Genomic DNA, 26511 nt, shown 5'->3' with positions numbered 1-26511 from the left:
GAAATGGTCATCCTGCTGGGGAGTTTTCCCAGGATTTACACCCTAATCGGATCCACCGACATTCGATCACACACCGCGCCGGGGTTGGATCGTTGGGACGCCCGTCGCCTGCGTTCCCCCATTAGCTCGCCCGACCGCGCTCTCGCGCTATACCGTCCAAGAGGAGAAAGCCATCCCTGGGCTCACCGTGAAGATGAGGAACGGGCGGGCTATGGCTTGAGTGAGTGTGCGCCCGAAGACAGGTCATAGACGGTGGAGGGGGGAAACAGCAAGCCGAGCGAGCCATGCTTGAGCTTGAAGAGTGGCCCCCGTTCGGCTGCTCGGCCATTCTTCTCCCGTACGAGGTGGTCCATTGTGATGTGACGCGTTCGAACTAGTGGCACCAATTGCTCAAGGATTGGATTCGCAGTGTGCTCGACACGATGAAATCGAAACTCCTCGTCCGCTCCCAGCCGACGCGACTCTGCCGTTACCCAAAAGGTCTCGGCGTGCTTCATCCTCAATGATTCCTCGAGACCACTAATGGGCCATGCCACTACTTTCTCGCGCGAGCTATTCACTGACCGTTCCCATAGCAACCCTTCCGCCTCTTCGACGGCTAAGAAGAGTCCCTGTCCATTAGGCCTTCCCGTCGACACAGTGCAGTAGAGCTGTTTTCGTCCGTCTTTGATATACCCAAATTCGTCCAGCACCGCCTGAGAACTCTTGAGCGGGCTGACGCTCCAGTCTGGAACCCGTGCGAATAGGTTGTGCCTGTTGGAGCGGTTTCCCCGCGCACCTTTGATCTCGATCCCTCTGTAGTCGGGTGCCTTGCTTGAGTTCGCCTTGATTCCGAGCTCCGCCTCCAGAAGCATGCCTACAGTTGTATCCGCCGACCCAATTGACCGAATAAAGCCCTTCGCGGCGACGGCCACCATTGCGCCGAGCAACTCCTCGACAGCGCTGACCTTTCGCTGAAGAAACGGCGCCAGAAACGTGGCGAAGGCACCACCGCGGGCTTGGGTCCGTTCCAGATCAAGCCTCGAGATGTCGAATATGAAAAGCTGCCCGCCCGAGTACGCGACCGCGATGATGTCTCCGCCACGAACGTGGTTCTTCAGCCTGGAAAACCACACTCTTGGATCTCCAGTCTTTGTGCGCGGCCTATATAGCGACGCGTCAGCCCGTACAAACCGATCTTCTTCGGTGAGCAGAAGAGCAGGAACTACCTTCTTGTTGTCTTGCCCCTGCGGCTGCGTTTCGTAGTCGTGGACGCCCTGTTCGGACAAGAATCGCCGAAAGTCCTCAACCGCATCGATGATGCTCTTCCCTAACGCGGTCTGCGTCGGTTCAAGCAGACTTATCGGAACCCCCGCCTTCGTCAGTAGGGACAATCGATCCACTTCAGTCTGAGACAGCAGCCTCATTACTTCCCCCAAACAGAACACTCGCGCCGCGAAGACCAAACGGCATTTCCTCACTTTTGAGTATCGCGGAACTCTCGACTCTAAGCGGCAGAATTCATGAGACCTACGTCGGCCCAGCCCCACTTCTTTCAGAACCCGTGGACTTGATTGAGGGTCCGCGCTGCGCTGCAATTGAAAACACCCACGGGACGTTGCGCGAAATTGGAGACTCCGGAAACGCGAACGCAGAACACTCGCGAATAGGACTGGTCATTCGAAATGGTCAATCGTCTACTTGATGAAAGTTACCGCAGCTACATGATGTCGCGGATCAAGTCCAAAGACTCGGAGATGGAACGCTTGGTCTTCCGCGATCTGCGCGCGCGTGGGATCTCCTTCCAGAAGCACTACGGTCGAGTTCCTGGAACTCCCGATGTTGCAAAGCCGCGGCTTCGGCGGGCGGTGTTCATCGACGGAGACTTTTGGCATGGGCGCCATCTGGATCGTGTGCGGACAAAGCACGGCGCCGACAGCTACTGGGTCGCAAAGCTCGAACGCAATGTTGAGCGGGACCGCGCTCAAGAGCAATCGTTGAGGCAGATGGGTTGGTCGATTCTTCGCATCTGGGACAGCGATCTTCGACGAAAAGCGACGCGGCTGGTGTGTTTGGACGAAATCGCGACATTTCTTTCCGCGGCTAATGAAGCCGAAGCCACAGAAGGCGCAGCGCCACCCGCGCCATAGCCTCCCGCTGGCCTGCCTTCCCTCGCGCAGATTGGGTGACCATCATCCAATCGCTCGCGCGGGTGTTGACGGCTTGACGATGAGCACAGATATATGGTGGCGATGCACCATCCCGCACGTTGGATGAGCTGTGTTCGGAGGGGGAACAGTGCCATCACTCGTTGCGTGGCTCGATGCGTCGAGCGAGGATCAACGCCGCATGCGCGAGATCGTCAACCTGTTCAGTGAGCGCGAGAGCCGCGACGAGCTCGGTATCGGCCAGGTGCGCGATGCGCTCAGCGACATCCTCTTCCCTGGAACCTCGACGCTGCTGACTCGCGCCCGTTACATGCTGCTCATCCCGTGGTGCTTCCTAGCTGCCGCGAGGCCGGGGTTGTCACCCGACAGCATCGCACAGCGGGTCGATGCGAACGAGCGCAATCTCATTGTGGCGCTAAAGGCTGAGTCCGACGGCGATGGACTCCTCGGCAAAAGCGCCGGCACGGCGCTCAAGAATCTGCCGTCGAGTATCTATTGGGTGGCGCTGCGCCAGTATGGCATTCTTACCCAGCCGACCATGAGCCAAGCCGACGCGTCGGCAGCGGGCCTCGGCCCAGTTCGCGAGCAAGACGTCGATGAGATCCTGCCCGGTGCATGGTCGCTGACGCTTCCGGGATTACCAGACGGGTTTCCCCACAACACTGGCGGCGGATTCGATCTGAAGAACGCGGAGGCTGGATGGCTGCGTGAGCGCATGCTCGAGGGATCCGAAGGCTCACTGTTGTCGCACCTGCTCGATCACCGACCAGAGCGGGACAGCGGCGCTCCCTGGTTGGACCCGGCGGTTAGCGAATTACCAGCGGACACGCACGACTCGCTCACGCACGCCCGCCTGTTCTCGTTCGCCATGCACGGGGCTGCCCTGCTCTACAACCTGTTGCTCGCGGAGGCATACGAGGAAGGGGGATTCGACCGCGTTAATGGAGCGGTCGACCGATACCAAGAGCAGCTCGCGACCTGGCGCGAACGCCAAGAGGTACTCGCTCCCGATTTGGCGTCGTGGGATCGCGACGACTTCTGGGCGACCATCCTCACCCGCAACCAGCGCGCGACCTCATCCCGTGTTTTCATCGACCGCTGGCTGGACGGGATTATCAGCGATGCTGCAGTCGATCCAGCAACTGATTCGCACCTTCGCTATTTGATTCAGCGGCGAGAGCAACAGCACAAAGGTTCGCAGTCCAGGCTGCGCAACACACGCCTGTTGCAAACATGGCAGGGGGCGTCGGGAGCGGGACAACTTGTGTTCCGGTGGCCGCAGGTCCGCGGCATCCTGACCGACCTGCACGACGGATTGGAGCGAACAGATGCTTGAGCCTGACGTGCGCGCGGCACTCACCGAACAGCTCCGGCCGCCAAGCGGGTATGCACTTCGACAAGCGGTCGGAACCACGTTCACCCTTGATCTCACCAACGCGCTTTCGGTTCCGCTGTCGTTCGCGGGCCATCAGGTGCGCGAGAGCGACGACCCGATCGCCATCCTGGATTCCGTGCGCAGGGCGGCCGAGCGGGTCGATATCTTCGCGCAGGCCGGTCAAATCGCGGTTCCGCGCGCGGCATCCGACCTCGTTGCCTTTCTCGAACCGATGGTGCACCCGGTCGTCGCTCCTCGGCGCGGGTCACTATTCCATCCAAAGGTGTGGGTGCTCGAGTATGCGCATGGACAGAATCTCGCCTACCGACTGATTTGCTCCAGCCGCAACTTGACTGGCGACCGCAGCTGGGACGCGGTCGTGCGTCTCGACGGCTTCGCCGGGACGGAGATGCGTGAGCAGAATGCCCCAGTGCAGGACTTTGTTGCCAGATTGCCGCGGCTGGCAGTCGGTGGTCTGCCCATCGCCCGCGCGGAGCGAATCGCGGACTTAGCCGAACGACTAGGGCGGGTGGAATGGGAGCGTCCTGCTGACGTAGGGGAACTTGTCTTTCATGCCTTCGGCGTCGGCCGCGATCCGTCGATCGACTTCAGCGGTCGACGACACTTGGTCGTGTCTCCATTTCTCACCGACGAAGGCATCAACATTGTTGCGCCCCGGAAGAGTGGAAGGACCGTGCACGTCGTATCACGTGCAGAATCCCTGGACAGGCTGAGCCCCGAATCACTGAAACGCCTCACCACGTATGTGCTCGACGATGCCGTTCGTGACAGTGAGGAACGGCCCGACGATCCGCTCGTTGGCCTGCACGCGAAGGCGTACGTGCTCGACCGGCAATCCGGGTCTCGAGTTTTCATTGGCTCGGCGAACGCCACCGGGCCGGCCTTCGGTGGCAACGTCGAGTTCTTGATCGAGCTGGTCGGGAAGCAGAGTCGGCTTGGCGTCGACGCCGTCTTCGGCGAGGACTCCTCGCTGAGGCAGCTCATGGTTCCCTACGAAACCGACGGAGGTGTCACAGACACAGATGATGAGAAGGCCGACCGTGCTCTTGAAGTCGCTATCAGAGCATTGGCTGCAACCCGGCTGCGAAGCAGCGTTCAAGGGACCGCGGTCGACACCTACTCGATCATCACGGAACCGATGTCCGCGGTCGCGGAGGTCTCGGGACTGGAAATCCAGCTCCAGCTGCTCACCCAGCCTGGAAGGGCCCGACCGCTTCCTGCTCGCGTCGGGGAGACCGTGGAGTTTACCGAGCTGGCGTTGACCGACATCACGCCCTTCCTCGTCATCCGGGCGACGGACACTCGTGGCACGCAACTCAGCACGGTCGTATGCGCCGACCTTGTGGGCGATCTTCCCCACCGGCGCGACGCCGTCCTTGCGCGCCAGATCGACAGCCCGGAGAAGTTTCTGCGGTTCTTGTTCCTGCTCCTCTCCTTGGGCGGAGCTGACGCGAGCGGTGCCGTACTCGATGGCGCTGGCTCCTTCGGTTCATGGGCCAGCGACGGCGCCGGCATCTTCGAATCTTTGGTGCGGTCACTGGCAGTGAATCCCGGCGGGCTCGACGATCTTGCACGCCTGATTGATCGACTGCGCGACGCGCCGGCCGCGGTGTCCGTACTGCCCGACGGATTCGAACAGGTTTGGAACCCGATCTGGCAAGCGCGGCTCGCCTTGAAGGAGGATGCCGCATGACCGGTTTCGACGCTGACGCGATCCTGGCCGAGCTCAAGTCATTCCAACTGGACGCGGTCGAGCACGTCATCGATCGGCTCTATGACGCTCCCGACTCGACCCGCCGATTCCTCGTGGCGGACGAGACCGGCCTCGGCAAGAGCGTCATCGCGCGAGGGGTGATCGCGCGAGCGATCGAGCGGCTCGAGGCAGATGACACCGTGGATCGGATCGACATCGTCTACGTCTGTTCGAACGCCGATCTCGCTTCGCAGAACCTTCGTCGGCTCAATGTGACCGGTAACCCCCACCTCGGCTTCACTAGTAGATTGACCCTCCTTGCCCGCGAGTCGGGGCGTCTCGCTCAACTCGGATCGACGGGAGGCAAGACAGTCAACCTCGTGTCGTTCACGCCCGGCACTTCGTTTGACATGGGTAGCTCGAGAACCGGTTCAGCAGATGAGCGCGCTTTGCTTCACGTCATGCTGACTGAGATATTCGACTTGAATATCAAGCGCCAGCGCGCTTCACGGATGCTGCTGCAAGGTCCTGTACGCACAGCGTCGGCATTTGCGGGGCGGGTTGACCGCACACGCAGGCAACTGGGCGGCCCCGTCGACCCCGCAATTCTCGAATCATTTCGCCGCGGCTTAATTGATTCTCGGATGGCGGAGACGTATACCAAGCTGCTCGACGACCTGGCGGGTCGCAGAAAAGTTCCCGAAGAGCGGACCCACGACGTCCGACAGCTGACGGGCCGGCTGCGCGCAGGGTTGGCACGAGCGAGCGTTGAAACCCTCGAGCCGGACCTCGTGATTCTCGACGAGTTCCAGAGGTTTCGGCACCTCCTCGATCTTGAGAACGGTGGCGATGCCGCCGAGCTCGCTCACCATCTGTTTGACTACCCCTCCGCGAAGGTACTCCTGCTCTCGGCCACGCCGTACAAGCCTTACACCGCGGCATCCAGCGATGCAGACGAGGACCACTATTCCGACTTCATGACCACGCTGTCGTTCCTTGCTGGTGACGCACCGGAAGTAGTGGACGACATTCGTGCGTCCTTCGCGGAATTCCGTACCCGTGTTGTCAACGGCAGTTCCGCGAGTCATGTGGTGGACCGCTTGCGCGCTTCACTGCTTCGGTTGATGAGCCGGACCGAGCGGCCGCAGCTGGAAAGCCACGATGCTGTCGTGGAACGATTGCTGCCATCGGCGCCACCCACTGCGGACGATCTTTTGGGCTTCACTGCGTTGGAGCGGCTCGCGGGTGACCTCGGCGTGCCGATCGGCATGGAGTACTGGAAATCGGTGCCGTACTTCGCGAGCTTCATGGACAACTACCAAGTGGCGCGCGCGCTCGACGATCGACGTGCGACCGGCGACCGGCTCCCCAGCATGGCGTCGCTTCAACGCCTCGATGCCGACGCGCTGCGCGCCTATGCTCCCCTCGATTTTGGGAACAGCCACCTCCGTGCACTTGCAAACGAGACACTCGACCGGGGGTTGTGGAAGCTGCTCTGGATGCCGCCCTCGATGCCCTATCTTCAACCGGGTTCGGTTTTTGCGCCGCTTTCCGACGGTTCGGCAACGAAGCGTGTGGTCTTCTCCTCGTGGACCGCGACACCAACCGCAATCTCAAGCCTCCTGAGCTATGAGGCAGAGCGACGAATAGTTGAAGGATCGCGCTTGACGGTCAACTCCGCCGAGGCGCGCAAATCGATCGCCAGCCGACTCGACTACAAGGTCGTCGACGACCGGCCACGGAGCATGTCGACGCTGGCGTTGTTCTGGCCACACCCAGGTTTGGCTGCGGTCGCCGACCCGCTGAGGCTCGCCCGAGCATCGGGTGATTCCATAGTCACCGCGCAGGAGGCCGAAGAACTGGTGAAGCGGGAACTGGCACCTGGTCAGACGACGGATGCCGCGTGGCAGTCCTTCTTCGGCACTGGTGGTGCAGTCCCGCGTGGGATGCCGCTGGACGCACCAACGCTAGCCCTGAATCTGTCCGCACGAACCGGCGAATTGACCGACGATGAGGATGTCGTGTCTGCCGGTTCGCAGCTGTCGAAGCACGTCGCACATGCGATAGCAACGATCGCCGGTGCCAACTCAGGCGGGACGCATCCGGAGCTCGCGCGTATTGCTTTGCACTCCCCCGGCAACATCGCCTTCCGCGCGCTCGGCCGGGTGCGCACGGCAATGGACGCCACAACTGCAGCCGGTCACTGGCGGGCTGCCGCGCTCCTGTCGAACGGTCTCCGAAGCCTGTTCAACCGACTGGAAAGCACACTGCTACTTGACGGGGTCACCGCCTCCGGCTCCGGTGAGGAGTCCTACTGGCAGGCGGTGCTCGACTACTGCGCCGACGGAAATCTGCAGGCCGTGTTGGACGAGTACATTTTCCAGCTTCAGAGCGAGACCCCCGGCAGCGAGCTCAATGATGAGCTACTCATGACGATCGCCAGCCGCGCCGTCGACGCGGTCACCCTGCGTCCCTCCACGTACCACGCGCGCGATCTCGACAATCCAGGCGAACGCATTCCATTCACGGCGCGGTTCGCGCTGCGGTATGGCGGCAAAACGCAGGACGAGGAAAGCGCTCGCCAGCCGGAGATCAGGAACGCCTTCAACAGCCCGTTCTGGCCATTCGTGCTCGCCTCGACAAGCGTCGGGCAAGAAGGAATCGACTTCCACTGGTGGAGCCACGCGGTGCTGCATTGGAATGTTCCGTCGAATCCCGTCGACTTCGAGCAGCGCGAAGGCCGGGTGAATCGGTTTGCCGGGCACGCCGTGCGGAAGAACGTCGCGACGGAACAGCGCGCTGCCGTGATGGCGTCATCCGCCGCGGACCCCTGGCGAGCCGCGTTCGATGCGGCCGATGATGCTCACCCGGAGTTTGGCGATTTTTCGCCGTTCTGGGTTTATCCGGGCGCTGCGAGGATCGAGCGCCAACTGGTCTCCTTCCCGTTGAGTAAAGACTTGCGAAAGATCGAACGATTGAAGGAAGCCCTGTCGCTGTACCGACTCACGCTTGGGCAACCTCGGCAGGAGGACATGCTCGAGATCTTGCGGCGCCGAGGGATCGACAGCGAAACGGTGCCAACACTTGACCTGCGGCCGCCGCGGCGAGGTCAAGAGCGGGATGAGCTGATCGCGTGACTGAGCAGGATGCGGCACAATGACGCTGGTCACCTGTAGCGTCTCGATTTATGGACGAAGTAATGACGCCGGATGAGCTCGGGCGCGAACTGGGTGTATCGCCCGTTCGCATTCGGAAGCACCTTCGCAGGCACTATGGGAAACTGACCGACCGCCACGAGACTCGTTGGCTTCTCACACGTGTACAAGCCGACGCCGCGCGCAAACACTTCTCGCCTCCATCCGCGCACCGCCGCGCCGGCTGAGGAACGCCGACTCATGGTGGCCTCGGAAGTTGCGGTGATTACCGCTTCTATCACTGCAATTGTTGGAATTGCGTTGTTTGTTGCTGGGGAGATCATCAAATGGCGACAAGCTATCCGGGATCGGCGCCGCATATTGTGCTCGGGATGATAGCCACGGTGGAGTCTTGGATACGAGCTCAGCAGCAGCCTCGTCTCCTAACTGCGCACCGCGTGTCAGATACAGATTTGCCTCTCGCCCTAGTTCGACTTACTGTCGACCTTCCACGCAAGGACACGACTGTCGGCGTCTGGGTGCTCGGCCAGATGCAGGAGGTCTTGGTGGCTCAATCACTCAGGAAACGCATTCTGGCGGCGTCGGCGCTGAGTACTCGGTTGAGTGAATGGAATCGGGGCGACAAGGCGACAGCTTGGTTCAAGGACAACGTCAGCACGCCGGCGGACCCGAGCGCATATGAACGATCCATCCGCCGCTACGAACGCGCGCGACTTGCGGAGGACTTGAGCTTTATCGCCATCATTGTCGTTGCAGCTCGCTGGGTCGTCGGGGGACAGATACGACCCACGCGAGCTTCCTGATGAGGGACAAATCAATCAACGTGCGAGAGTGCACGATTCATAGAGCAGCCGTTCACCGGACTTCCACAATGGCGACGGCATGAACTACATCGGCGTCGACCTAGCCTGGGGTGAGGGAACCGCAGCGAAGGCGGCCAAGGAGTCCGGGCTCGTCTGCCTCGACGCATCCGGAACTGTCGTCCATGCCGGATGGGCCCGCGGCATCGATGCAGTCGTCGAATGGTTGCTGCGTACAGCCGCTCCCGGTGACGTTGTGGCCATCGATGCACCTCTCGTCGTCGCCAACGCGACCGGAATGCGCGAGTGCGAACGCGAAGTAGGTCAACGCTATGGACGTTGGCGGGTTGCGGCCAACGCATCCAACCTGAGGCTCGGTTGGCTGGGCGGCGTCACGCTGCGCCAGCGCCTGGAGCAGGCCGGATGGGTTTACACCGACGGGTCCCAGCAGCCCCGCACCGACGTCGTGCAATTCTTCGAGTGTTACCCATACACCACCCTCGTCGGCGCCCCCGAGCTGGGCTACGCGATCGAACGTCCGCGGTACAAGCGATTGAACCTAGCGCTGCCGGATGTGGCGGCGAAGCGGGCGTTCCGCGCGGCCGAATGCGACGAGTTGCTGCGGCGGATGTCGCGGCTCACCGACGAGCAGCCACCACTCGATCTGCGCTCACATCCAACCACCGCAGAGCTGCTCAATGAACCTTCGCCTCTGCTCGACATCCCGTACAAGCATCGCGAGGATCTGCTCGACGCAGCCCTCTGCGCCTGGACTGCCGCGATGTGGGCGCAGTTCGGAACTGAGCGTTGTCAGGTTCTCGGGCTACACGATCTGCCGGACGGCCAGGGTCGCATACCGGTGATCATCGCACCCGCGCGTCCAGAGCAGCGCGCCGGCGCTGTCCGCCGGCCCATCATCCTCGTCCAGTCGTTCATCACACCGCGCCCCCTCCGACTCACCAGTCCCCCGCGATCTCGACCGACGTGCTGATTGCGACCACGAACGTGCTGCAGCTGAGCCATGTACGGATCACCACGGGCAGGCATTCGATATCGTCCACTGGCGGCGATGACAATCTCGTAAGAAAGTCGCGTGATTGGCGTGCCAGCTCTATCAGCGGCGGGTCGTTGTAAGACCCCCTTCAAGTGGGGCTAGTTCGAACTGAGTATTCTTCCGTAGGTTCCTTTTATGGGAACTTGGTCAGAAGACATCGTGCGGGCGCTCACAGAATTGGGGGGCACGGGAACCTACGATCAAATTTACTCAGAGGTTGCGAATCTCCGCAGTGGTCGCCCGCCGTCCTGGAAGCAGATTGTCCAGCGAACAATTCAGGACAGGTCTTCAGACTCTGTTGGCTACAAGGGAAATAGCGACCTGTTCTTCTCAGTTGAAGGTATCGGTCGCGGAATCTGGGGCCTTCGAGGTTTAGCCCATCCAACCCCGATTGGTGCGGACATGAGTGGTGGAAATGAAACTCCCGGCCGCATCCAACAAGCGACATACAGGGTCCTACGTGACACGACGCTGGCACGACAGCTCAAATTGATCCACCGGAACGCGTGTCAGCTATGCGGGCTCGCCCTAGGCACAGCCGGCGGTGCGACGTACTCGGAGGCCCATCACATCATTCCGCTCGGCGCGCCTCATAATGGTCCCGATGTACCGGGGAACATTATTGTGTTGTGCCCAAACGACCACGCTCTATGCGACATGGGGGCAATAATCCTCAATCGCCACGAGATCAGGCAGGTCGATGGCCATGAGATCTCTGAGGAAAGCATTTCGTATCACAATGGTCAAATCGTTCGAGCATCTTAGTTGGGAGCGCGTCGCTGACAAGCTGACCTGCTGCACATACGGGGAGTCCAGCCGGATCGATCTCCCCTTCCTTTTCCTGCGACCGTTCCGGTACCAGCGTCGGTCGATCGAGAGGACGCGGCTTGCTCGTGGTTCCAACGGCGTGTCGTTATCATCCACTTGAGCCCTACGCCGGCGCCGCCGTCGGCAACGCCCCGATCTGGTTCATCAGCACGAAAACGTCGCAGTACTGGGTGATCTCGACCATCCGGTCATCCTGGATCCGCAGCAGGTCCCAGCCCGCGATCTTGATCGGACGCCCCGTGCCGGGAACTCCCGCGAACTTGCCGGTGTGCGTCCCCTCGTAGGTGACCCAGGCACTCACTAGGTCGTCTTCGCGAACCAGGTACCGAACCTCCGCGTGGAAGTCGGAGAACGCATCGACGAACCCGGTGATGGACTGCTTCAGCTCATCCAGGTCGGCACCCGCTCCGGCGTGCCCGCGCAGGGTCGGCGAGCAGATCTCGTCGAGCTTGTCCGGCGACCAGTCGCTCATCATGTCGTAGAAGCGCCTTGCCAGCGCCTTGGGGTCGTTCATGTCAGGCTCCTTGCCCTGAGAATCTGTTTCGGCTGCTCGATATGCACCCGTGGTGCTTGTGATGTGTGTCATGCCGCCAGCTTCCCGCCGGGCAGCGTGCGGAGCATGGGGAACCTTCCCTATTCCGGCATCCGCAGTTCGGCATGCACCGCGGCGAACGCGGCCGCCTCGGTACGACTACGGACGCCCAGTTTCATCAGGATGCTGCCAACATGGTGCCCGGCGGTCTTCACGCTGATGAACAGCCGCTCGGCGATCTCGGCATTGGTGAGGCCCTGCGCCACGAGGCCGAGCACCTCCCGTTCGCGCTGGCTGAGCAGGTCCAGATTCTTCGGACCGGTGCGGCCGCGCACCCCCAGCTCACGCAGAAAGGCGGATGCTGCGTCCGCATCGGGTCGCGCGCCGAGGCGGTCGAACGCGGCGAGTGCAGCCCTTGCCTCCGTGATCGCGATCGGGATGTCGCCTTCTGCAGCAAGCGCCCGGGCCAGTGCCACGCGGGCCCGGCAGGCCTGCAGGCCGAGCTCGCATTCGCTGAACAGGCGGGCCGCGTCGCGCAGCGGCGCCTCGGCGTTCGGTTCACCGGCGGCCGCGGCCACCTTGCCTCGGGCGAACAATGCCTCGGCACGGTGCCGAGTGCTGTGGGTGCGGTCCGCGACATCCGTCACCCTCTGTGTCGTGACCTGCGCGGCGGCCCTGTCGCCGGCGGCTAGCTGCGCGTCGACCAGCACGGTCAGCAGCGGCAGGGCGGCGACCTCGAGTCCGCCGATTTCGTCGAGCCGCCGGCTGAGCCGGGCGACCGCGATGTCGGGCGAGCCGGCGGCGAGGTCGAGCACGGCCAGCGGACGCACCGCCTCGGGCAGGTCCTCGTAGAGTTCGAGCAGGGTTCGCGCCTCGTCGAGCCGGCCCTGCAGCACGCGGAGTTCCGCGAGCCGGGTGACCGGGTGCACGCAGCGCGAGGCCATGCCGCTGGACTCCAGCTCGGCGATCGCGGCCAGCAGTTCGGCCTCGGCGTCGGCCAGCCGGCCGGTGACCAGGTAGAGGCCTCCGCAGCAGGCGCCGCAGAACGAGGAGAGCGGTCCGTACGCGGTGGGTGAGCCCGGTGCGATGAGCGGGCCGAACCCGGGGCCGCTGCCGAACGCGGTGATCGCGGCGGTCCACTGCGCGAAGCGGGCGTCATCGCCGAGCAGTTCGGCGGCCTCGAGCAGGGTGCAGTAGGCGGTGGCGACGCTGGTGAGATCGGATGCCGCGCCGGCACTGGCCGCGGCCATCGCCTCATCGAGGTGGTGGACCCCGGCGTCGACCTCACCGGTCGCGATCGTGAGCAGGCCGAGGCGGGCTAGCGCCTCGATCTCGAGGTCGGGGTCGGAGTGTGCGCGCGCCCAGTTGAGAGCGTCGTGGGCTGAGGCGGCTGCGGTTGCGGCATCCGGTGTCGCCTCGGAGCGGGCGAGGGCGATCCAACCCTGGGTGCTGTCGTTCCTACTGTCCCCCGGGCTGCCCTCCCCCGCCAGCGTCTCGGCCCGCGCGAGCCAGCCGTCGGCGGCTGCGGTGTTGCGGAACAGCTGGCGGAATTGGCGGGAGATCCAGACGGCGCTGGTGGCGGCATCCGCTCGTCGTCCCTCTTGACGGAACGCGTTGTGGGCGCGGATGCGGAGATCTAAGGCGGCAGGGACGTCGTTCAGCCACCATGCGGCGTGGGCGAGTCCGTCGAGGGCGTCGGCCGAGTCGTCGCCCTGGGTCGCTTCGGTGAAGGCGTTGCGCGCGGCAGCCCAGTCGCCGACGGCGAGAGCGGCGCGCCCGACGCCGAGTGGGGTGGGCATGGTCTCAGGGCAATGATGCGACCGTGCCCGGTGGCGACGCAATGGGCGAGGCCGCTCCCCCACCGGTCAGATCGCCGCCTCAAGGGCTCGGAACTGACTCTGGTGGAAGACGAGCGGTTCGACATCGGGATACAGCTCCGAGCTGACCACCTCAAGCAAGATGACCTCATGGTCACCGCCCTCAAAGACCGAGCGCACCGTGCACTCGAGCCAGAGCGCCGCGCCCTCGAGGAACACCGCACCGGCGTCGGTAACGTGCCGCGGCGCATCGCCGAAGCGATCGTCCTTCTTTGAAGCGAGACTCCGGCACAGTTGGCCCTGGTCTGCTCCCAACACACTGAGACCCAGGCCCGCAGAGCCGGACAAGCGCGGCCAGGTCGTCGAGGTGCGGGCGACGCTGATTCCCACGAGTGGCGGATCCAGTGAAACGGACGTGAATGAGTTCACCGCGATGCCGACGGGCTCCCCATCGATCAGAGCACAGACAGCGACAACGCCCGTCGGGAAGAGCGAGAACGCCTTCCGCAGGGCGAGCAGATCCGACCGGTCCCGGGTAGTTGTCTCGACGGACATGTAGTGACTCCTTCTGACCGGCCTAAGATTCGGCAGTAATCAACTTTGACTAATACGCTTTAGACTAATCGTTGTAAGACCGTGCAGCAAGTGCCGTCGCACCGGAATTCCGCTGCCCTACGATTGAGCCATGTCGACCACCACCCGTCTCGTTGTGCTCGGTGCGGTGCACCAATTCCAGCCCGTGCACGGCTACTTCCTGCGACGCGAACTCCTCACGTGGCACGTCGACGAGTGGGCGAACATCCAGCCCGGGTCGATCTATAACGCGCTGCGCTCGCTCGAGAAGGATGGCTACATCGAGGAGGCCAGCACCGAAACCGAGGGGAAACGGCCCGAGCGGACCACCTACCGGATGACCCAGGCCGGCGAGGTGGAGTTCCTGCGTCTGCTGCGCCGCGCGCTCTGGAACGTCGAGACCTTCGACATCAAGCCCGTCATGGCGTTGACCTCGTTCATGTACGCCCTTCGCCGCGACGAGGTTCTCGAGGCACTCGAGCACCGGGTCAAGGAGATCGACGCCAAGCTCGCGAGCAACAACTACAACATCGAGGACGTTCGTCGCTCGCCGACTACACCTGCGTACGTCCGGGAGATTTTCGAGCTGTCCTCCGGACGCCTGCGCGGTGAGCAGGTGTGGGCACAGCAGCTGCACGATCGCCTGGTGGCAGGCGATTACGTCTTCGCCGGCGAAGCCGACAGCGAAGCGAGAGTCGCCGCTACAGCGGAGTGACCGCGCGCGCCGAGCCTCATGCCGCGAGGTCCTCGATCGCCTCGCGAGAAAGCGTTTCCGTCTGAGCACCGAGCGCCGTCGCGACGATCGCTCCGGCCGCTGACGCTCGTCGCAACGCGGTCGCCATATCGAAGTCGGCGGAAAGTGCGGCCGCAAGAGCGCCGCAGAACGCGTCCCCCGCGCCCGTCGTATCGACCGCGGCGACCACGAAGGCGGGAACCTCAATGCGCTCTCCCTCTTGGTTCTGCCACACAGCTCCCCGGGAGCCGAGCGTCACGAGCACAGACCGGGCGCCGGCGTGGAGCAGCGCGTCAAGACCGCCCAGGTCGGCCTCCTCGGAATCGTTCACCACCAGGATGTCGACGTCGGCAAGCAGCGACGGCTCGAAAGCCTGCGTCGGGGCGGCGTTGAGAATTGTCGTCGCTCCGATCTGACGGCCGCGCGAGAGCGCTGCGGCGGCCGTCGCCGTAGGGATCTCGAGCTGTACTAGGACAACCCGCGCTCCCGCGACGGCAGCGGTAGCGGCATCCGGAGTCAACGATGCATTCGCACCCTGCGACACGATGATCGAGTTGCCGGACTCCGGCAGCATGGCGACGTGCGCCAGGCCGGTCGGCTTCTCGGCATTCACGCCGAGGAACGCATCATCCAGACCCGCATTCACCAACGCCTCGCGCAGGAACCTGCCATCCGCATCGTCCCCGACCGCTCCGCAGAACCGGGTGGGAGCACCCGACCTGGCGGCCGCAACCGCCTGGTTGAACCCTTTGCCACCGGGCAGTCGAGCGACCTGCTCGCCCAGCACGGTCTCACCGATGCCGGGCGAGCGTTCGACGCGCACCATCAGGTCGAGGTTGACGCTCCCGACAACGCACACCACACCCATCGACATGTCCGTGCCCTACTGCGAAAGCATCCGGCGCGACGCCCGGTATGCCGCGGCCGGGTGGTCATCGCCCAGCGTCGCCGTATCGGAGCCGATCAGGCGCTGCCGCAGGGTGGGGGCGTCGTAATCGGATGCCGCCACCCCACGCTCGCGCAGAATCGGCAGCACCAGCTCGACAAAGTCGATGGTCGAGCCGGGCTGGACGAGTGGCGTGATCAGGTAGCCATCCAGATCTGCACCCTCGGCGAGTTCGCAGAGCGCGTCCGCGACCTCGTCCGGCGAGCCGACGATCGGCTTGCCGCGCACTCCCTGGGCGTGCCAATCGGCGAGGACGTCGCCGACCGTCAGTCCGGCGAAGCGAGCCACCTGCGTCTGCGAAAGCTCGGTGTGCAGATCGGTCATCGGCGTGGCCGGGTCGTAGGACGAAAGGTCGAGGCCGGTGAACATGGCGTACGAGGCGACGGCGACCTCAGGGTTCTGCGCGTCGAGGATCGACTGGAACTTCGCCTGGGCCTCCTCGCGCGTCGGCGCCACGACGGTCGGCAGCGCCGCCATGATCTTGATGGATTCCGGCGCGCGCCCCGCCGCCAGCGCCTCGGCACGGATCGACCTCACCTTCTCGGCCATCTTCGTCACGGACGAACCACCCAGGAATATGGCCTCCCCGTGTTTGCCGCCGAACTGCACGCCTCGATCGGAGGAACCCGCTTGGAAGAGCACCGGGGTGCCTTGCGGCGAGTAGGAGGAGTTGCCGTACCCGCGCGAGCGGAAGTAGGGGCCCTCGTGGTCGATCCGGTGCACCTTGGCCGGGTCGGCGAACCGACCGGTCTTGTCCCGCTCGAGGGCGTCCGGCTCCCAGCTGCCTTCCCAGAGTTTGTAGACGAGCTCCATGAAGTCGTCAGCCATGTCGTAACGCTCATCATGGGCGACCATCGGGATGCCGAAGGCGCCCGCTGCGGTCTCTGCGGTACCCGTGGTGACCACATTCCAGCCCACGCGTCCGCCCGAGATGTGGTCGAGGGTCGCCATCCTGCGCGCGAACGCATACGGCTGCTCGAGCAGGGTCGAGCCGGTGATGACCACTCCCAGCCGGTCGGTCTCTGCCACCATCGCGGCGGCGACAATCGCGGGGTCGAGGCGAGGAAGGTCGAGGCTCTCGATCGTGCTGATGTCGGGCCGCTCCCCGTTCACTTCCGACCAGCCCCACGCGTCGGCGAGGAACACGAAGTCCAGGCGTGCGTCTTCGCAGATCTGCGCGATCTGCTTCCAATAGTCCAGCGAATCGAAGTGGTCGCGCTTGTTGGCGGGGTGCCGCCAGGTCGCGGTGCCGGAGTCGTTTGCCTGAACGTTCTCAAACAGTCCAAACCGGAGTTTTCTCATTATATTGCCCTTCTTGTGGGAAAGCAGTAGCGCAGCATGGTGCGCGAGAGCCCTATGTAGGGGTAACAACGCCCGCGTCGCGAGCATTCAAAAAGTGACGGAGCGTGCCGTCGTGTCAGCTATCTGGCGACGGTCTCGCCGTTGCTCCACCAGAGCACGCGCTTGCGAACCAGCGCGAGCAGTGAGACCAGCAGCACCCCCAGCACGCAGAGCAGAACGATGCTTGCCCACGTGACCGGCAGGTTGGCTTGCGCGGCCGCGATGGTCACGAGGGAGCCGAGGCCGGCCTGCTGCCCGGCGGCGACGAACTCGGCGACGGCGGCGCCGACGATGGCGAGCGGCAGTGCGACGCGCAGGCCTGCGAAGACAAACGGCATGCTTCCGGGTAACCGGAGGTGGCGGAAGATCTCCCACCGGCTGGCGTGCACGGTGCGCAGCACGTCGAGGGCCCGTCCATCGACGTCCCGAAGGCCGGCCAGGGAGTTGACCAGCATCGGGAAGAACACGACAAGCGCCGTGACGATGTACTTGGGCATCATGCCGAACCCGAATGCGACGACGAGGGCGGGTGCGATCGCCACGATTGGAGTCACCATGATCACGACGAACAGGGGCATCACGGCCCGCTCCATGATCTCGAACTCCGCCATCACCACCGCGATCAGGAAGCCCACGAGGATGCCGGCGGTGGCGCCGATGAGCACCTCCTGCAGCGTGACCAGCATGTTGGTCCAGTACATCAGGGGGTCGTCGAGCAGACTGGCGATAATGGCGTCAATCGTGGGGATGACGTAGGGGTTTGCGATCGCGACGACCTGCCAGAGCAGACCGACGATCACGAAGGTGATTGCCGGCGGCAGCCATATGCCCCAGCCGAACCGACGCGACGACTGTCGTGACTCACGGGGCTTGCCCAGAACTGGCGGGGCGGTTGCGAGCGCGACGATGCCCTCGCGGGCTGTCTCGCCGTTCGCTGTTTGGGTGTCAGGCATGCTTCATCTCCATCACGCTTCGCAGGGTGGCCCTCACGGTTCCCTCTAGATCGCGGAATTCGTCGGTGGCGTACACGTCGGCGTCCCGCGGGCGGGGAAGGTTCACATCGATGACCTCGGCCACCCGTCCCGGGTGCGCCGCCATCACCACGATCCGATCCGAGAGCATGATCGCCTCGGGAACAGAGTGGGTCACGAAGAGCACGGCCTTCTGGTTGGACTGCCAGAAATCAAGCAGACCTAGTCGCTGCTGGTCCCGGTTCATCTCATCGAGCGCGGAGAACGGTTCATCCATCAGCAGAACGCTCGGGTCGAAGACGAAGGCCCGCGCGATGGCCACCCGCTGCTGCATTCCGCCGGAGAGCTGGGACGGATACTTGTCGATGGCGTGGCCCAAGCCGAACTTCTCCAGGATCTCCTTCGGATCGCGGAGCGCTTTCCCGTGGTTGGCCTGGCGGTTCACCGAGATGGGCAGTCTCACGTTGTCGAGCACGGTCCGCCACGGCAGCAGTGCGGGCGACTGCGGAACGAGGCCGACCATCTTGTTCTGGGCGGCGGTACTGAGCGAGCTTCCGTCGACGGTGACGGTGCCGGCATCCGCTTCGATGAGTCCGGCGACCACCTTCAGAAGCGTGGATTTGCCGCATCCGCTCGGCCCGATGACCGAGACGAACTCCCCCATACGAATGGAGAGGTCGACATTGTCGAGCACGACGGTGCGCGCCCCCTCGGGGCCGTAACTCTTGGTGACACCACTGATCTGGACGCCGCCGTCGGCGACCGGCGTTCCCGCCGGGGAGAGTCGGGTCGACTCTCCCCGGCGGTCCTCGCTGTGCGTGAGCATGGAACGTCTCATTCCCCGGGCCAGATGAGCGCGCCATCCTTGTACAGGCTGGCGACGAGCTTGGTGTCCATCATCTCGTTCACCGCGGGCAGGTCCTTGACATCGCCGTAGCGCTTGACGAGTTCATACTCGTGTTCCCACTGCGCGGCCGTCTGGACACCGGGAGACAGTTCGGGGTTGCTCACCACCCAGGTGGACTCGACACTCCAGGTGCGTTCGAGCTGCTCGCGCGGGAAAGCGGAGCCCTGCCCATTGTCCTCAGCGAGCTTGCTGATCATGTCGATGCACTCGTCGTCGTTCTCGAGGCAGTACTCGAGCGCTTTCAGGCTCGCGCGCATGAAGTCGGCGACGACCTCACGGTTTTCGGTGAGGAATTCGGTGTTCACCTCCATCACGTTGTAGGTGCCCTGCACGTCGAGTTCCTCGGGCAGGAATTCGTTGAACGGCAGGTTCATCGCCTTCAGCGTTTGCGGTTGGTTCGAGGCGTAGCCGACGATTGCGTCGACCTGTCCGCGGGTGACCACGGTCGGGTCGTAGTTGGTCATCTTGATGAGTTCAACCTTGGAGACGTCAACGCCCGCGGCATCCAGCATCGCCGACGCGATCGGCGTGAGGTTAATGAAGTATCCGAGCTTCTTGCCCTCGAGGTCCTTCAGACTCTTGACGTTCTCGTTCGCGAAGATCGAGAACGGCGAGACGCTGCCGTAGGTGGCGATCGCGGTCAGGTTCTGGCTGTTGGCGGCGGCGAGCATCACGTCCGAGGCCGAGCCCAGAGCGGTGAACTGCGCCTGCCCGGATGAGACGAGCTGCTGCCCGTTGGCTCCGGATGCGTTGATCTCGACGTCGAGGCACAGCTCGTCGAAGAAGCCCATCTCTTTCGCGAGGAATACATCGAGTTGGCCGGCGCTGGCCGAGTAGCCGTACCCCGAAATGTAGGTGATGGTGCCAGCGTCGCGGTTGCGCTCGCAATCCTCACTCGCGGATGCCCCGCCGGGAGGATTCGCGGCTGGAGCTGTCGTAGCGCACGCACTGAGTGTCAGCGCAGCGGCCAGAGCCCCGGCCAGATAGAATCCTCGGCGTCGAGCGCCCTTTTCAAGAAAAGCAGTCACGGGATGTAAATCCTTCCTCGGGCCGTATCCGTCATTGGATAACGCGCTCAACGTAACATATTCAAGCTTGAGTGTACAAACTTGAATAGTCGGATTACTCGTGAAGCCTGTAGGCGCGAAGGGCATGCTGGATGCGACATCCGACGTGCCCCCTCCGCGGGCGCACCGGCGGAGTCATCTTTGCCGAACGATCCGCTGCCTCTCGCGGATCAGTCGCGTCTGCCGCCGACATCCTGCGCATCGTCCGCGTCCTTAGGCAGCACGGGCTGCGGCCCCGTCGCATGCGGCATCGGCGGCGTCAGCACCGATGCGGTATCGGTTGCCGACGAGTAGGTGAGGAACGCGAGGTGCGCCTCGTAGCGGTCGAGCACGTCATCGATCACCTGCTGCTTGGTGAGGCCCATCAGGTCATAGCCGCCCGAGCCGGTCTGCGTGAATACCTCGAGACGGAAGTAGACGTCGGTCTCCCGCGACATCCGGCCACTGAACATCGGAACCGGCGCCTCGACGACCGCGACCTGGTAGTGGAACGGGCGGTACGAATCCATCGCCACCCGCAGCACCGGTTCATCGACGCCGGTCCCGCCGTCCAGCGTGCCCTGCTCGACCTCATAGCCCTGATTCCTAACTCGGCCGCGACGTCGTCGAGCGCCGGACCGCCGGCGTGGCGGAGGCCTAGCCTTCGGCCGCCTTCCGGTGGTGCTGCGGTTCGACGCCTTGTATCGGTTCCCGTTCCGGCGCACGCTGAAAAGCGGGGAATCCAGCAGGGCAGCACAGGCCCCGCTTGAACGAAGGGAAACACGATGACCGATGCCACCGGCACCGATGCTGACAAGGCGCTGAAAGCGAGACACCGTGCAATGTGGGCCCTCGGCGATTACCCCATGCTCGCGTCTGACCTTCTGCCCGGGCTGGGCACCGCGATCGTCGAGGCCTGCGGCATAGGTCCCGGCCAACGAGTACTCGACATCGCTGCCGGATCGGGGAATGCCGCTATTGCCGCCGCACAAGCCGGAGCCAGCGTCGTGGCCAGCGACCTCACTCCCGAACTCCTGGAAATCGGCGGGCGCCACGCCGAAGAACTCGGCCTCCAGCTCGACTGGGTGCAGGCCGACGCCGAGGCTTTGCCATTTGCCGACGGCGAGTTCGACACCGTGATTTCCACCCTCGGGATCATGTTCGCCCCACACCACGAGGCCAGTGCGAGCGAACTGACCAGAGTCTGTCGACCGGGCGGCATGATCGGGCTGATCAATTGGACGCCCGAGGGCTTCATCGGGCAGATGTTCGCCACCATGAAGCCGTATTCGCCCCCGCCTCCTCCCGGTTCCACACCTCCGCCACGCTGGGGCGACGAGGCGCATGTTCGGGCTCTGCTCGGAGACCGGGTGACTGAGTTCACCGCGAAACGCAAGGCGCTGCCGGTGACGATGTTCGACTCGGCTGAGGCGTTTCGCGACTACTTCAAGCTGCGCTACGGCCCGACGATCGCGACCTACCGCAACATCGCGGATGACCCGGAACGGGTCGCCGCGCTCGATCAGGACCTGGTTGAGCTCGCGCGACGGTTCGACCGAGGGTCGGGCGAACTCGAGTGGGAGTACTTGCTCGTGACGGCTCGCAGGGCAGCTAGGACTCCTCGCTCTCGGGCTCCCAGCGCAGCAGGTCACCGGGCTGACACTGGAGCACCTCGCACAGCGCCTCCAGCGTGGTGAAACGCACCGCCTTGGCGCGCCCGTTCTTGAGCACCGCGATGTTCGCGGGCGTGACGCCGACCCGCTCGGCGAGGGTTCCGACGGCCATTTTGCGCCGAGCGAGCATCACGTCGATGTCGACGACGATGGGCATCAGATCACCTCGTTCAGCTCGGACCGCAGCTGCTGCGCCTCGATCTCCCTCGCGACCGCCTGGGCCAGCAGCATCCGCAGCACCAAGACGATCAGAGCCACGCCGGCGACGACCAGCGCCGCGCCGCAGATGAGTCCGACGATGCCGGGCGCCGCGTCGCCAGGCGCCAACAGGACTGCGAGCAGGAACGTGAGGAGGGACGCCGCCGCGATCGCCCCGATGATGATATCGACGTACCGGAATGCAGCACGGGTGAACACCGAACCTCGTCGCACCATCGTCAGAAGCCGCCACACGCAAAGGGCACTGACTTGCATGGTCAGGATGCCGAGGACGAGGATGCCGATGAGCAGCACCCGGATGCGATCCTCAGTGCCTTCCAGATCCACCCAGACCAGCGGCATCATGACGATCTGCACGGCGAGTGACCCGATCAGCGCAAGCGCGATCACGATGCGCAGCGCGAGGATGGTGAGCTTTCCCATGATGGTGCCTTCTTCCGTATCGATAGAAAGATATCGATAAACGGTAGATATCACAAGTTGCTCGATGGGACTCCGAGGCGGGTACTCCGTACCCGTCCTCGGAGTCGGCCGATCAGGCGGCGCGGCGGGTGCCCTTAGCCGCATCCTCTGGCCGGGAGTGGTACCGCTCAGGGCTGTCGTCGAGTTCCTTCAGCCACGGCGTGTGGTGCACGGCTGCCATGGTGCCGGTCATCACGGAGGGATACACCCGGTCGCGGTAGGTGAGGATGTCGCGCTGCTTATCGTGCTTCCAGGCCAGGAAGATCCTCGAGACCTCTTCGAGGTCGAACATCGGGTAATCCGTGGCGGTGATGAGGTCCTTGATGTAGTCCGCCTGGAACCGCACCTCGTCCTCGGCGCCGTCGAGGGAAGCCAGGCGTTCCAGCCACTCGTCCATGCTGCGGCGCTGCTCTGCGACATCCGGAACAACCGCGTCGCCGAGAATCAGGTCGCGCACGTACCAGGCCTGCGCGTCGAACATGTTGAAGGTGAACCACTGGTCCTGGGCACCGAGGAAGAACAGCCTGTCGTTGTTCTCGCGAACGACGCCACGGTAAAGCGTGTCGGGGTACAGGGTGTTGCGGGAGTCCAGTGCGAGATCGGACGGGAGGAACGGGTAATGGTGGAGGTACCCCGTGCAGAGCACCACGGCGTCGAACCGTTTGCTCGTTCCGTCGATGAAGTGCACGACCGAACCGTCGAAATGGTCGACGAGCGGCACCTCGGACATGCCCTCGGGCCAGTCGAATCCCATCGGCCGCGAGCGGTAGCTGATGGTCACCGAGCGGGCGCCCATTTTGTGCGCCTGCACGCCGATGTCCTCAGCCGAGTAGCTGGCACCGACGAGGAGAACGTCCTTGCCGGCAAGGGCTTCAGCGCCCCGGAAGTCGTGCGCGTGACGCAGACTGCCGGTGAAGGTCTCGATTCCGGCGAAGGTCGGCACGTTGGGAACGGTGAAGTGGCCGGAGCCCACGATGACGTGGTCGAACTCCTCGGAGTACGTGGTCTTGGTCGCAAGGTTCTCGACGGTCACGGTGAAGGTCTGGGTGTCCTCGTGGAACTCGACCCAGCGCACTGCCGTGGCGAAGCGCACGAACTTCTTCACGTCGCTCTTGCGGGCGCGGCCATCGATGTAGTCCCAGAGCACCGCGCGAGGAGGATAGGACGAGATCGCGCGGCCGAAGTGGTCATCGAAGGTGTACTCGGCGAACTCCAGTGCTTCCTTCGGCCCGTTCGACCAGAGGTTTCGGTACATGCTCGAGTGCACGGGTTCACCGTGCTGGTCGGTGCCGGTGCGCCAGTTGTAGTTCCACTGGCCGCCCCAATCATCCTGCTTCTCAAAGCACACGATGTCGGGGATCTCGCGACCCGCCTTCTGTGCCGATTCGAAGGCCCGCAGCTGGGCCATTCCGCTGGGTCCAGCTCCGATGATCGCGATGCGCTTGCGCAAATAGTACCTTTCCGCCTTTTCAGCCTGAGTTCATCCGTCCATCCATGGCAGTGGCGATTGGTCGCCGACGCGGTGGCGGGGTAGAAATCGTCTCCAGCCAGCCGCAGAAAGACGTTCGCGGCACTATTGCTAGAGAGGAATGCCGCGTGATATAAGCGGCGGCACCTCTTCAACCTAGCATGAGCGGATTTTGAGTCGGCCGGTCTGGGGATCGTCGGCTTAAACCTGGGAGGTGTACCGCAGGTAGACGATCCCGCTGGCGAAGCGGCGTTCGTCCTCGAGCCGGAGGCCTGCTTTGACCCCGTCGGGAAAGAACGGCGTGCCACCCCCGACGATGACCGGAGTCAGGAACAGGTGGAACTCGTCGACGAGGCCGGCCGCGATCGCTGTCGCGGCGAGCGTCGCCCCGCCGATCGAGAGGTCACGCTCCTGGTCCGCCTTCAGCCGGGCGACGGCATACGGGTCGAAAGTCCGCTCGATCCGGGTTCGCGGGGTATCGACCGCTTCGAGCGAGGTCGAGAAGACGATCTTCTCAGCGGCGCGCCAGACCTCGGCGAAATCGATCATCACAGCGGACTCGTCCGGCTGCTCCGGCACGGTTTGCCAGAACTTCATCACCTCGTACATTCGCCGCCCGTAGAGGTACGTTCCTGCGGAACGCTCGAGGTCGTTGATGAAGGCGTGCACCTCCTCGTCGGGCGCGGCCCAGTCGAAGTTGCCCGCCGCATCGTTGATGTAGCCGTCGAGCGAGACGATGCCTGTGTAGTTCAAGCGGCCCACGGCGGCTCCTCCCTGCGCAGTGGGGACCAGTTGAGCACGGTTGGGCGCGCATGGCCAGCATTACCGTGTCTTTGTGAACTACATCGGCGTCGACCTGGCTTGGGGCGAGGGCACCGTGGCCAGGGCTGCCAAAGAGTCCGGGCTGGTTTGCCTCGCCGCATCCGGAACCGTCCTCGACGCCGGATGGGCTCGCGGCATCGACACGGTGGCGGGGTGGCTGCTGCGCACCGCCTCCCCCGGCGACGTTGTCGCGATCGACGCACCGCTGGTGGTGGCGAATCCAACCGGCATCCGCGAGTGCGAACGTGAGGTTGCGCAGCGCTACGGACGCTGGCAGGTGTACGCGAATCCGTCCAATCTCGGCCGACCGTGGCTGGGCGGCGTCACGCTGCGGCAACGCCTGGAGCTGGCCGGATGGGCCTACACCGACGGGTCACAACCGCCTCGCGCCGACGTCGTGCAGTTCTTCGAGTGCTACCCCTACACCACGCTGGTCGGCGCCGCCGAGCTGGGTTACGACATCGAACGGCCGCGGTACAAACGGTTCAACCCGGCGCTCTCGGACATGGCAGCGAAGCGCGCCTTCCGCGCAGCCGAATGCGACGAACTCCTGAGACGGATGTCGCGGCTCACCGATGCGCGGCCGCCCCTCGATCTGCGCTCCCACCCGGTCACCGCGCAACTGCTCGACGAGCCGTCGCCGCTGCTCGACATCCCATACAAACACCGCGAGGACCTGCTCGACGCGGCGCTCTGCGCGTGGACCGCTGCGCTCTGGGCGGAGTACCGTTTCGAACGGTGTCAGGTTCTCGGTGGAGACGACCTGCCCGACGCTCAGGGTCGCGTGCCGGTGATCATCGCTCCTGCGCGGCCAGAGCAACGGAAGGGCGGAATGCCCGTGCATGCGCGGCCTCGGTTGTCACATGTCCAGGAGCATCCGTGACGCATGCCAGCATTGACGTATGAGCTCATCCCTCCCGATCCTCGACTTCTCCCGACTGGACGCCGGCGCTGACGAAGCAGCCGCGTTCCGCGCCGATCTGCTGCGCGCGACCCACGAGGTCGGGTTCTTCTATCTCGTCGGCCATGGTGTCGACCATCAGCTCATCGACGACCTGCTCGCTCTCTCGCGCCGGTTCTTCGACCTGCCCACCGACGAGAAGCTCAAGCTCGAGAACATATACAGCCCGCAGTTCCGCGGGTACACCCGGGTCGGCGGCGAACTCACCCACGGTGACGTCGACTGGCGCGAGCAGATCGATATCGGACCCGAACGGGATGCCGTCGAACCGACATCCGAAACCGCCGACTATTGGCGGCTCGAAGGCCCGAACCTGTGGCCCGAGGCACTGCCGGAGCTGCGTGAGGTCGCCGAGCGCTGGAACGATGAACTCAGCCGGGTCTCGCTGCGACTGTTGCGGATGTGGGCGCTGGCGCTCGGCGCGCCGGAGGATGCCTTCGATGAGGCGTTTGCCGACAAGCCGTTCGCGCTGACCAAGATCGTGCGGTACCCGGGTGAGTCCGGGGCGGAGGAGCGCAAGCAGGGCGTCGGTGCGCACCGGGATGGTGGCGTGCTGACGCTGCTGCTCGTGGAGCCGGGCAAGGAAGGTCTGCAGGTCGAGTACGAGGGCGAGTGGATCGATGCGCCGTCGATTCCCGGGGCGTTCGTCGTGAACATCGGTGAGATGCTCGAGCTGGCCACCGGCGGCTACCTCAAGGCCACGCTGCACAAGGTCTTCTCGCCGCCGATCGGTACCGACCGCATCTCGGTGCCGTTCTTCTTCAACCCGGCGCTCGACACCGTGATGCCGCGGCTCGAACTCAGCCCGGAGCTGGCCGCTGCGGCTCGCGGGCTCTCCGTCGACCCGACGAACAGCCCGATCCTCGACACCTACGGGGACAATGCGCTGCGGTACCGCCTGCGGGCGCATCCGAACGTTGCCGAGATCCACCACGCGGATTTGCTGGGCGCTGCCGGCTGATCGAGC

At 64.0% G+C, this 26511-nt stretch carries 25 protein-coding genes; 11 read left to right on the top strand and 14 right to left on the bottom strand.

Annotated features, from left to right (window positions below; genetic code table 11):
- Positions 1-209: 209 nt before the first annotated feature.
- Entirely contained in the window at positions 210-1406 is a 1197-nt protein-coding gene (locus tag HCT51_RS04800; RefSeq protein WP_166870844.1) for an MvaI/BcnI family restriction endonuclease, read from the bottom strand.
- Between the two features lie 258 nt (positions 1407-1664).
- On the opposite strand from HCT51_RS04800, the gene HCT51_RS04795 reads away from it, so the two are divergent.
- From HCT51_RS04795 to HCT51_RS18930, 7 genes are all read left to right on the top strand, one after another.
- On the top strand, positions 1665-2129 hold the full coding sequence (locus tag HCT51_RS04795; protein ID WP_166870842.1) for a very short patch repair endonuclease: 465 nt from the start codon (positions 1665-1667) through the stop codon (positions 2127-2129).
- Between the two features lie 130 nt (positions 2130-2259).
- Entirely contained in the window at positions 2260-3483 is a 1224-nt protein-coding gene (locus HCT51_RS04790; RefSeq protein WP_370626916.1) for a DUF6361 family protein, read from the top strand.
- A 322-nt stretch (positions 3484-3805) separates the two neighbouring features.
- Positions 3806-5236: a phospholipase D family protein gene (locus HCT51_RS04785; RefSeq protein WP_224760672.1), complete on the top strand. Its 1431-nt coding sequence runs from the start codon at positions 3806-3808 to the stop codon at positions 5234-5236.
- On the top strand, positions 5233-8373 hold the full coding sequence (locus HCT51_RS04780) for a helicase-related protein (RefSeq protein ID WP_166870836.1): 3141 nt from the start codon (positions 5233-5235) through the stop codon (positions 8371-8373). Before HCT51_RS04785 ends, HCT51_RS04780 begins: the two co-directional genes overlap by 4 nt.
- Before the next feature lie 563 nt (positions 8374-8936).
- Positions 8937-9194 (top strand): hypothetical protein, encoded by a 258-nt coding sequence (locus HCT51_RS04775; RefSeq protein ID WP_191413769.1) that lies wholly within the window; start codon positions 8937-8939, stop codon positions 9192-9194.
- A gap of 79 nt (positions 9195-9273) precedes the next feature.
- The gene (locus HCT51_RS04770) at positions 9274-10182 is read left to right on the top strand and encodes a DUF429 domain-containing protein (protein ID WP_166870834.1); all 909 of its coding nucleotides are present in this window, start codon (positions 9274-9276) and stop codon (positions 10180-10182) included.
- Between the two features lie 198 nt (positions 10183-10380).
- Entirely contained in the window at positions 10381-11010 is a 630-nt protein-coding gene (locus tag HCT51_RS18930; protein WP_166870832.1) for an HNH endonuclease, read from the top strand.
- A gap of 166 nt (positions 11011-11176) precedes the next feature.
- Here HCT51_RS18930 and HCT51_RS04760 read toward each other — a convergent pair whose 3' ends face one another.
- The 3 genes from HCT51_RS04760 to HCT51_RS04750 form a co-directional block, all read right to left on the bottom strand.
- Positions 11177-11587: an ester cyclase gene (locus tag HCT51_RS04760; RefSeq protein WP_166870830.1), complete on the bottom strand. Its 411-nt coding sequence runs from the start codon at positions 11585-11587 to the stop codon at positions 11177-11179.
- A gap of 119 nt (positions 11588-11706) precedes the next feature.
- Positions 11707-13404, bottom strand: a complete 1698-nt coding sequence (locus HCT51_RS04755; protein WP_166870828.1) for a helix-turn-helix transcriptional regulator — start codon at positions 13402-13404, stop codon at positions 11707-11709.
- A 66-nt stretch (positions 13405-13470) separates the two neighbouring features.
- Positions 13471-13977 (bottom strand): flavin reductase family protein, encoded by a 507-nt coding sequence (locus HCT51_RS04750; protein ID WP_166870826.1) that lies wholly within the window; start codon positions 13975-13977, stop codon positions 13471-13473.
- Between the two features lie 130 nt (positions 13978-14107).
- Between HCT51_RS04750 and HCT51_RS04745 the strand changes: the two genes are divergently transcribed.
- Entirely contained in the window at positions 14108-14710 is a 603-nt protein-coding gene (locus HCT51_RS04745) for a PadR family transcriptional regulator (protein ID WP_166870824.1), read from the top strand.
- 16 nt (positions 14711-14726) lie between these two features.
- On the opposite strand, the gene HCT51_RS04740 is transcribed toward HCT51_RS04745, so the two are convergent.
- The 6 genes from HCT51_RS04740 to HCT51_RS18675 all read right to left on the bottom strand — a co-directional run bounded on the left by HCT51_RS04740 (position 14727) and on the right by HCT51_RS18675 (position 20469).
- Positions 14727-15602, bottom strand: a complete 876-nt coding sequence (locus tag HCT51_RS04740; protein ID WP_224760671.1) for a ribokinase — start codon at positions 15600-15602, stop codon at positions 14727-14729.
- A gap of 9 nt (positions 15603-15611) precedes the next feature.
- Positions 15612-16976, bottom strand: coding sequence for an NtaA/DmoA family FMN-dependent monooxygenase (locus HCT51_RS04735; protein ID WP_166870822.1), 1365 nt, complete (start codon positions 16974-16976; stop codon positions 15612-15614).
- Positions 16977-17095: 119 nt separating this feature from the next.
- Positions 17096-17968: an ABC transporter permease gene (locus HCT51_RS04730; protein WP_166870820.1), complete on the bottom strand. Its 873-nt coding sequence runs from the start codon at positions 17966-17968 to the stop codon at positions 17096-17098.
- Entirely contained in the window at positions 17961-18812 is an 852-nt protein-coding gene (locus HCT51_RS04725) for an ABC transporter ATP-binding protein (RefSeq protein WP_166870819.1), read from the bottom strand. The genes HCT51_RS04730 and HCT51_RS04725 overlap by 8 nt, the downstream gene beginning before the upstream one ends.
- A gap of 8 nt (positions 18813-18820) precedes the next feature.
- A complete protein-coding gene (locus HCT51_RS04720; protein WP_224760670.1) occupies positions 18821-19921 on the bottom strand; it encodes an ABC transporter substrate-binding protein in 1101 nt (366 codons plus the stop codon).
- A gap of 209 nt (positions 19922-20130) precedes the next feature.
- Complete coding sequence (locus HCT51_RS18675) at positions 20131-20469, bottom strand: hypothetical protein (protein WP_304610880.1); 339 nt, start codon at positions 20467-20469, stop codon at positions 20131-20133.
- A gap of 255 nt (positions 20470-20724) precedes the next feature.
- Between HCT51_RS18675 and HCT51_RS04710 the strand changes: the two genes are divergently transcribed.
- Positions 20725-21636: a class I SAM-dependent methyltransferase gene (locus HCT51_RS04710; RefSeq protein WP_166870815.1), complete on the top strand. Its 912-nt coding sequence runs from the start codon at positions 20725-20727 to the stop codon at positions 21634-21636.
- Here HCT51_RS04710 and HCT51_RS04705 read toward each other — a convergent pair.
- The 4 genes from HCT51_RS04705 to HCT51_RS04690 form a co-directional block, all read right to left on the bottom strand.
- Positions 21551-21769, bottom strand: a complete 219-nt coding sequence (locus HCT51_RS04705; protein ID WP_166870813.1) for a helix-turn-helix domain-containing protein — start codon at positions 21767-21769, stop codon at positions 21551-21553. The two genes, HCT51_RS04710 and HCT51_RS04705, sit on opposite strands and share 86 nt — an antisense overlap.
- Complete coding sequence (locus HCT51_RS04700; RefSeq protein WP_166870811.1) at positions 21769-22254, bottom strand: DUF2975 domain-containing protein; 486 nt, start codon at positions 22252-22254, stop codon at positions 21769-21771. Before HCT51_RS04700 ends, HCT51_RS04705 begins: the two co-directional genes overlap by 1 nt.
- A gap of 112 nt (positions 22255-22366) precedes the next feature.
- A complete protein-coding gene (locus HCT51_RS04695) occupies positions 22367-23743 on the bottom strand; it encodes an NAD(P)-binding domain-containing protein (RefSeq protein WP_166870810.1) in 1377 nt (458 codons plus the stop codon).
- Between the two features lie 219 nt (positions 23744-23962).
- Complete coding sequence (locus tag HCT51_RS04690) at positions 23963-24523, bottom strand: dihydrofolate reductase family protein (RefSeq protein ID WP_166870808.1); 561 nt, start codon at positions 24521-24523, stop codon at positions 23963-23965.
- Between the two features lie 73 nt (positions 24524-24596).
- On the opposite strand from HCT51_RS04690, the gene HCT51_RS04685 reads away from it, so the two are divergent.
- On the top strand, positions 24597-25466 hold the full coding sequence (locus HCT51_RS04685; RefSeq protein ID WP_166870806.1) for a DUF429 domain-containing protein: 870 nt from the start codon (positions 24597-24599) through the stop codon (positions 25464-25466).
- Positions 25467-25485: 19 nt separating this feature from the next.
- Positions 25486-26505, top strand: a complete 1020-nt coding sequence (locus tag HCT51_RS04680; RefSeq protein ID WP_166870804.1) for an isopenicillin N synthase family dioxygenase — start codon at positions 25486-25488, stop codon at positions 26503-26505.
- The last annotated feature ends 6 nt before the right edge of the window (positions 26506-26511 follow it).

This window comes from Salinibacterium sp. ZJ450, from assembly GCF_011751885.2.
Classification (GTDB): Bacteria; Actinomycetota; Actinomycetes; order Actinomycetales; family Microbacteriaceae; genus Ruicaihuangia.
The sequence above is the reverse complement of the archived record's forward strand: the minus strand, read 5'-3'. Positions and strand labels throughout refer to the sequence as shown.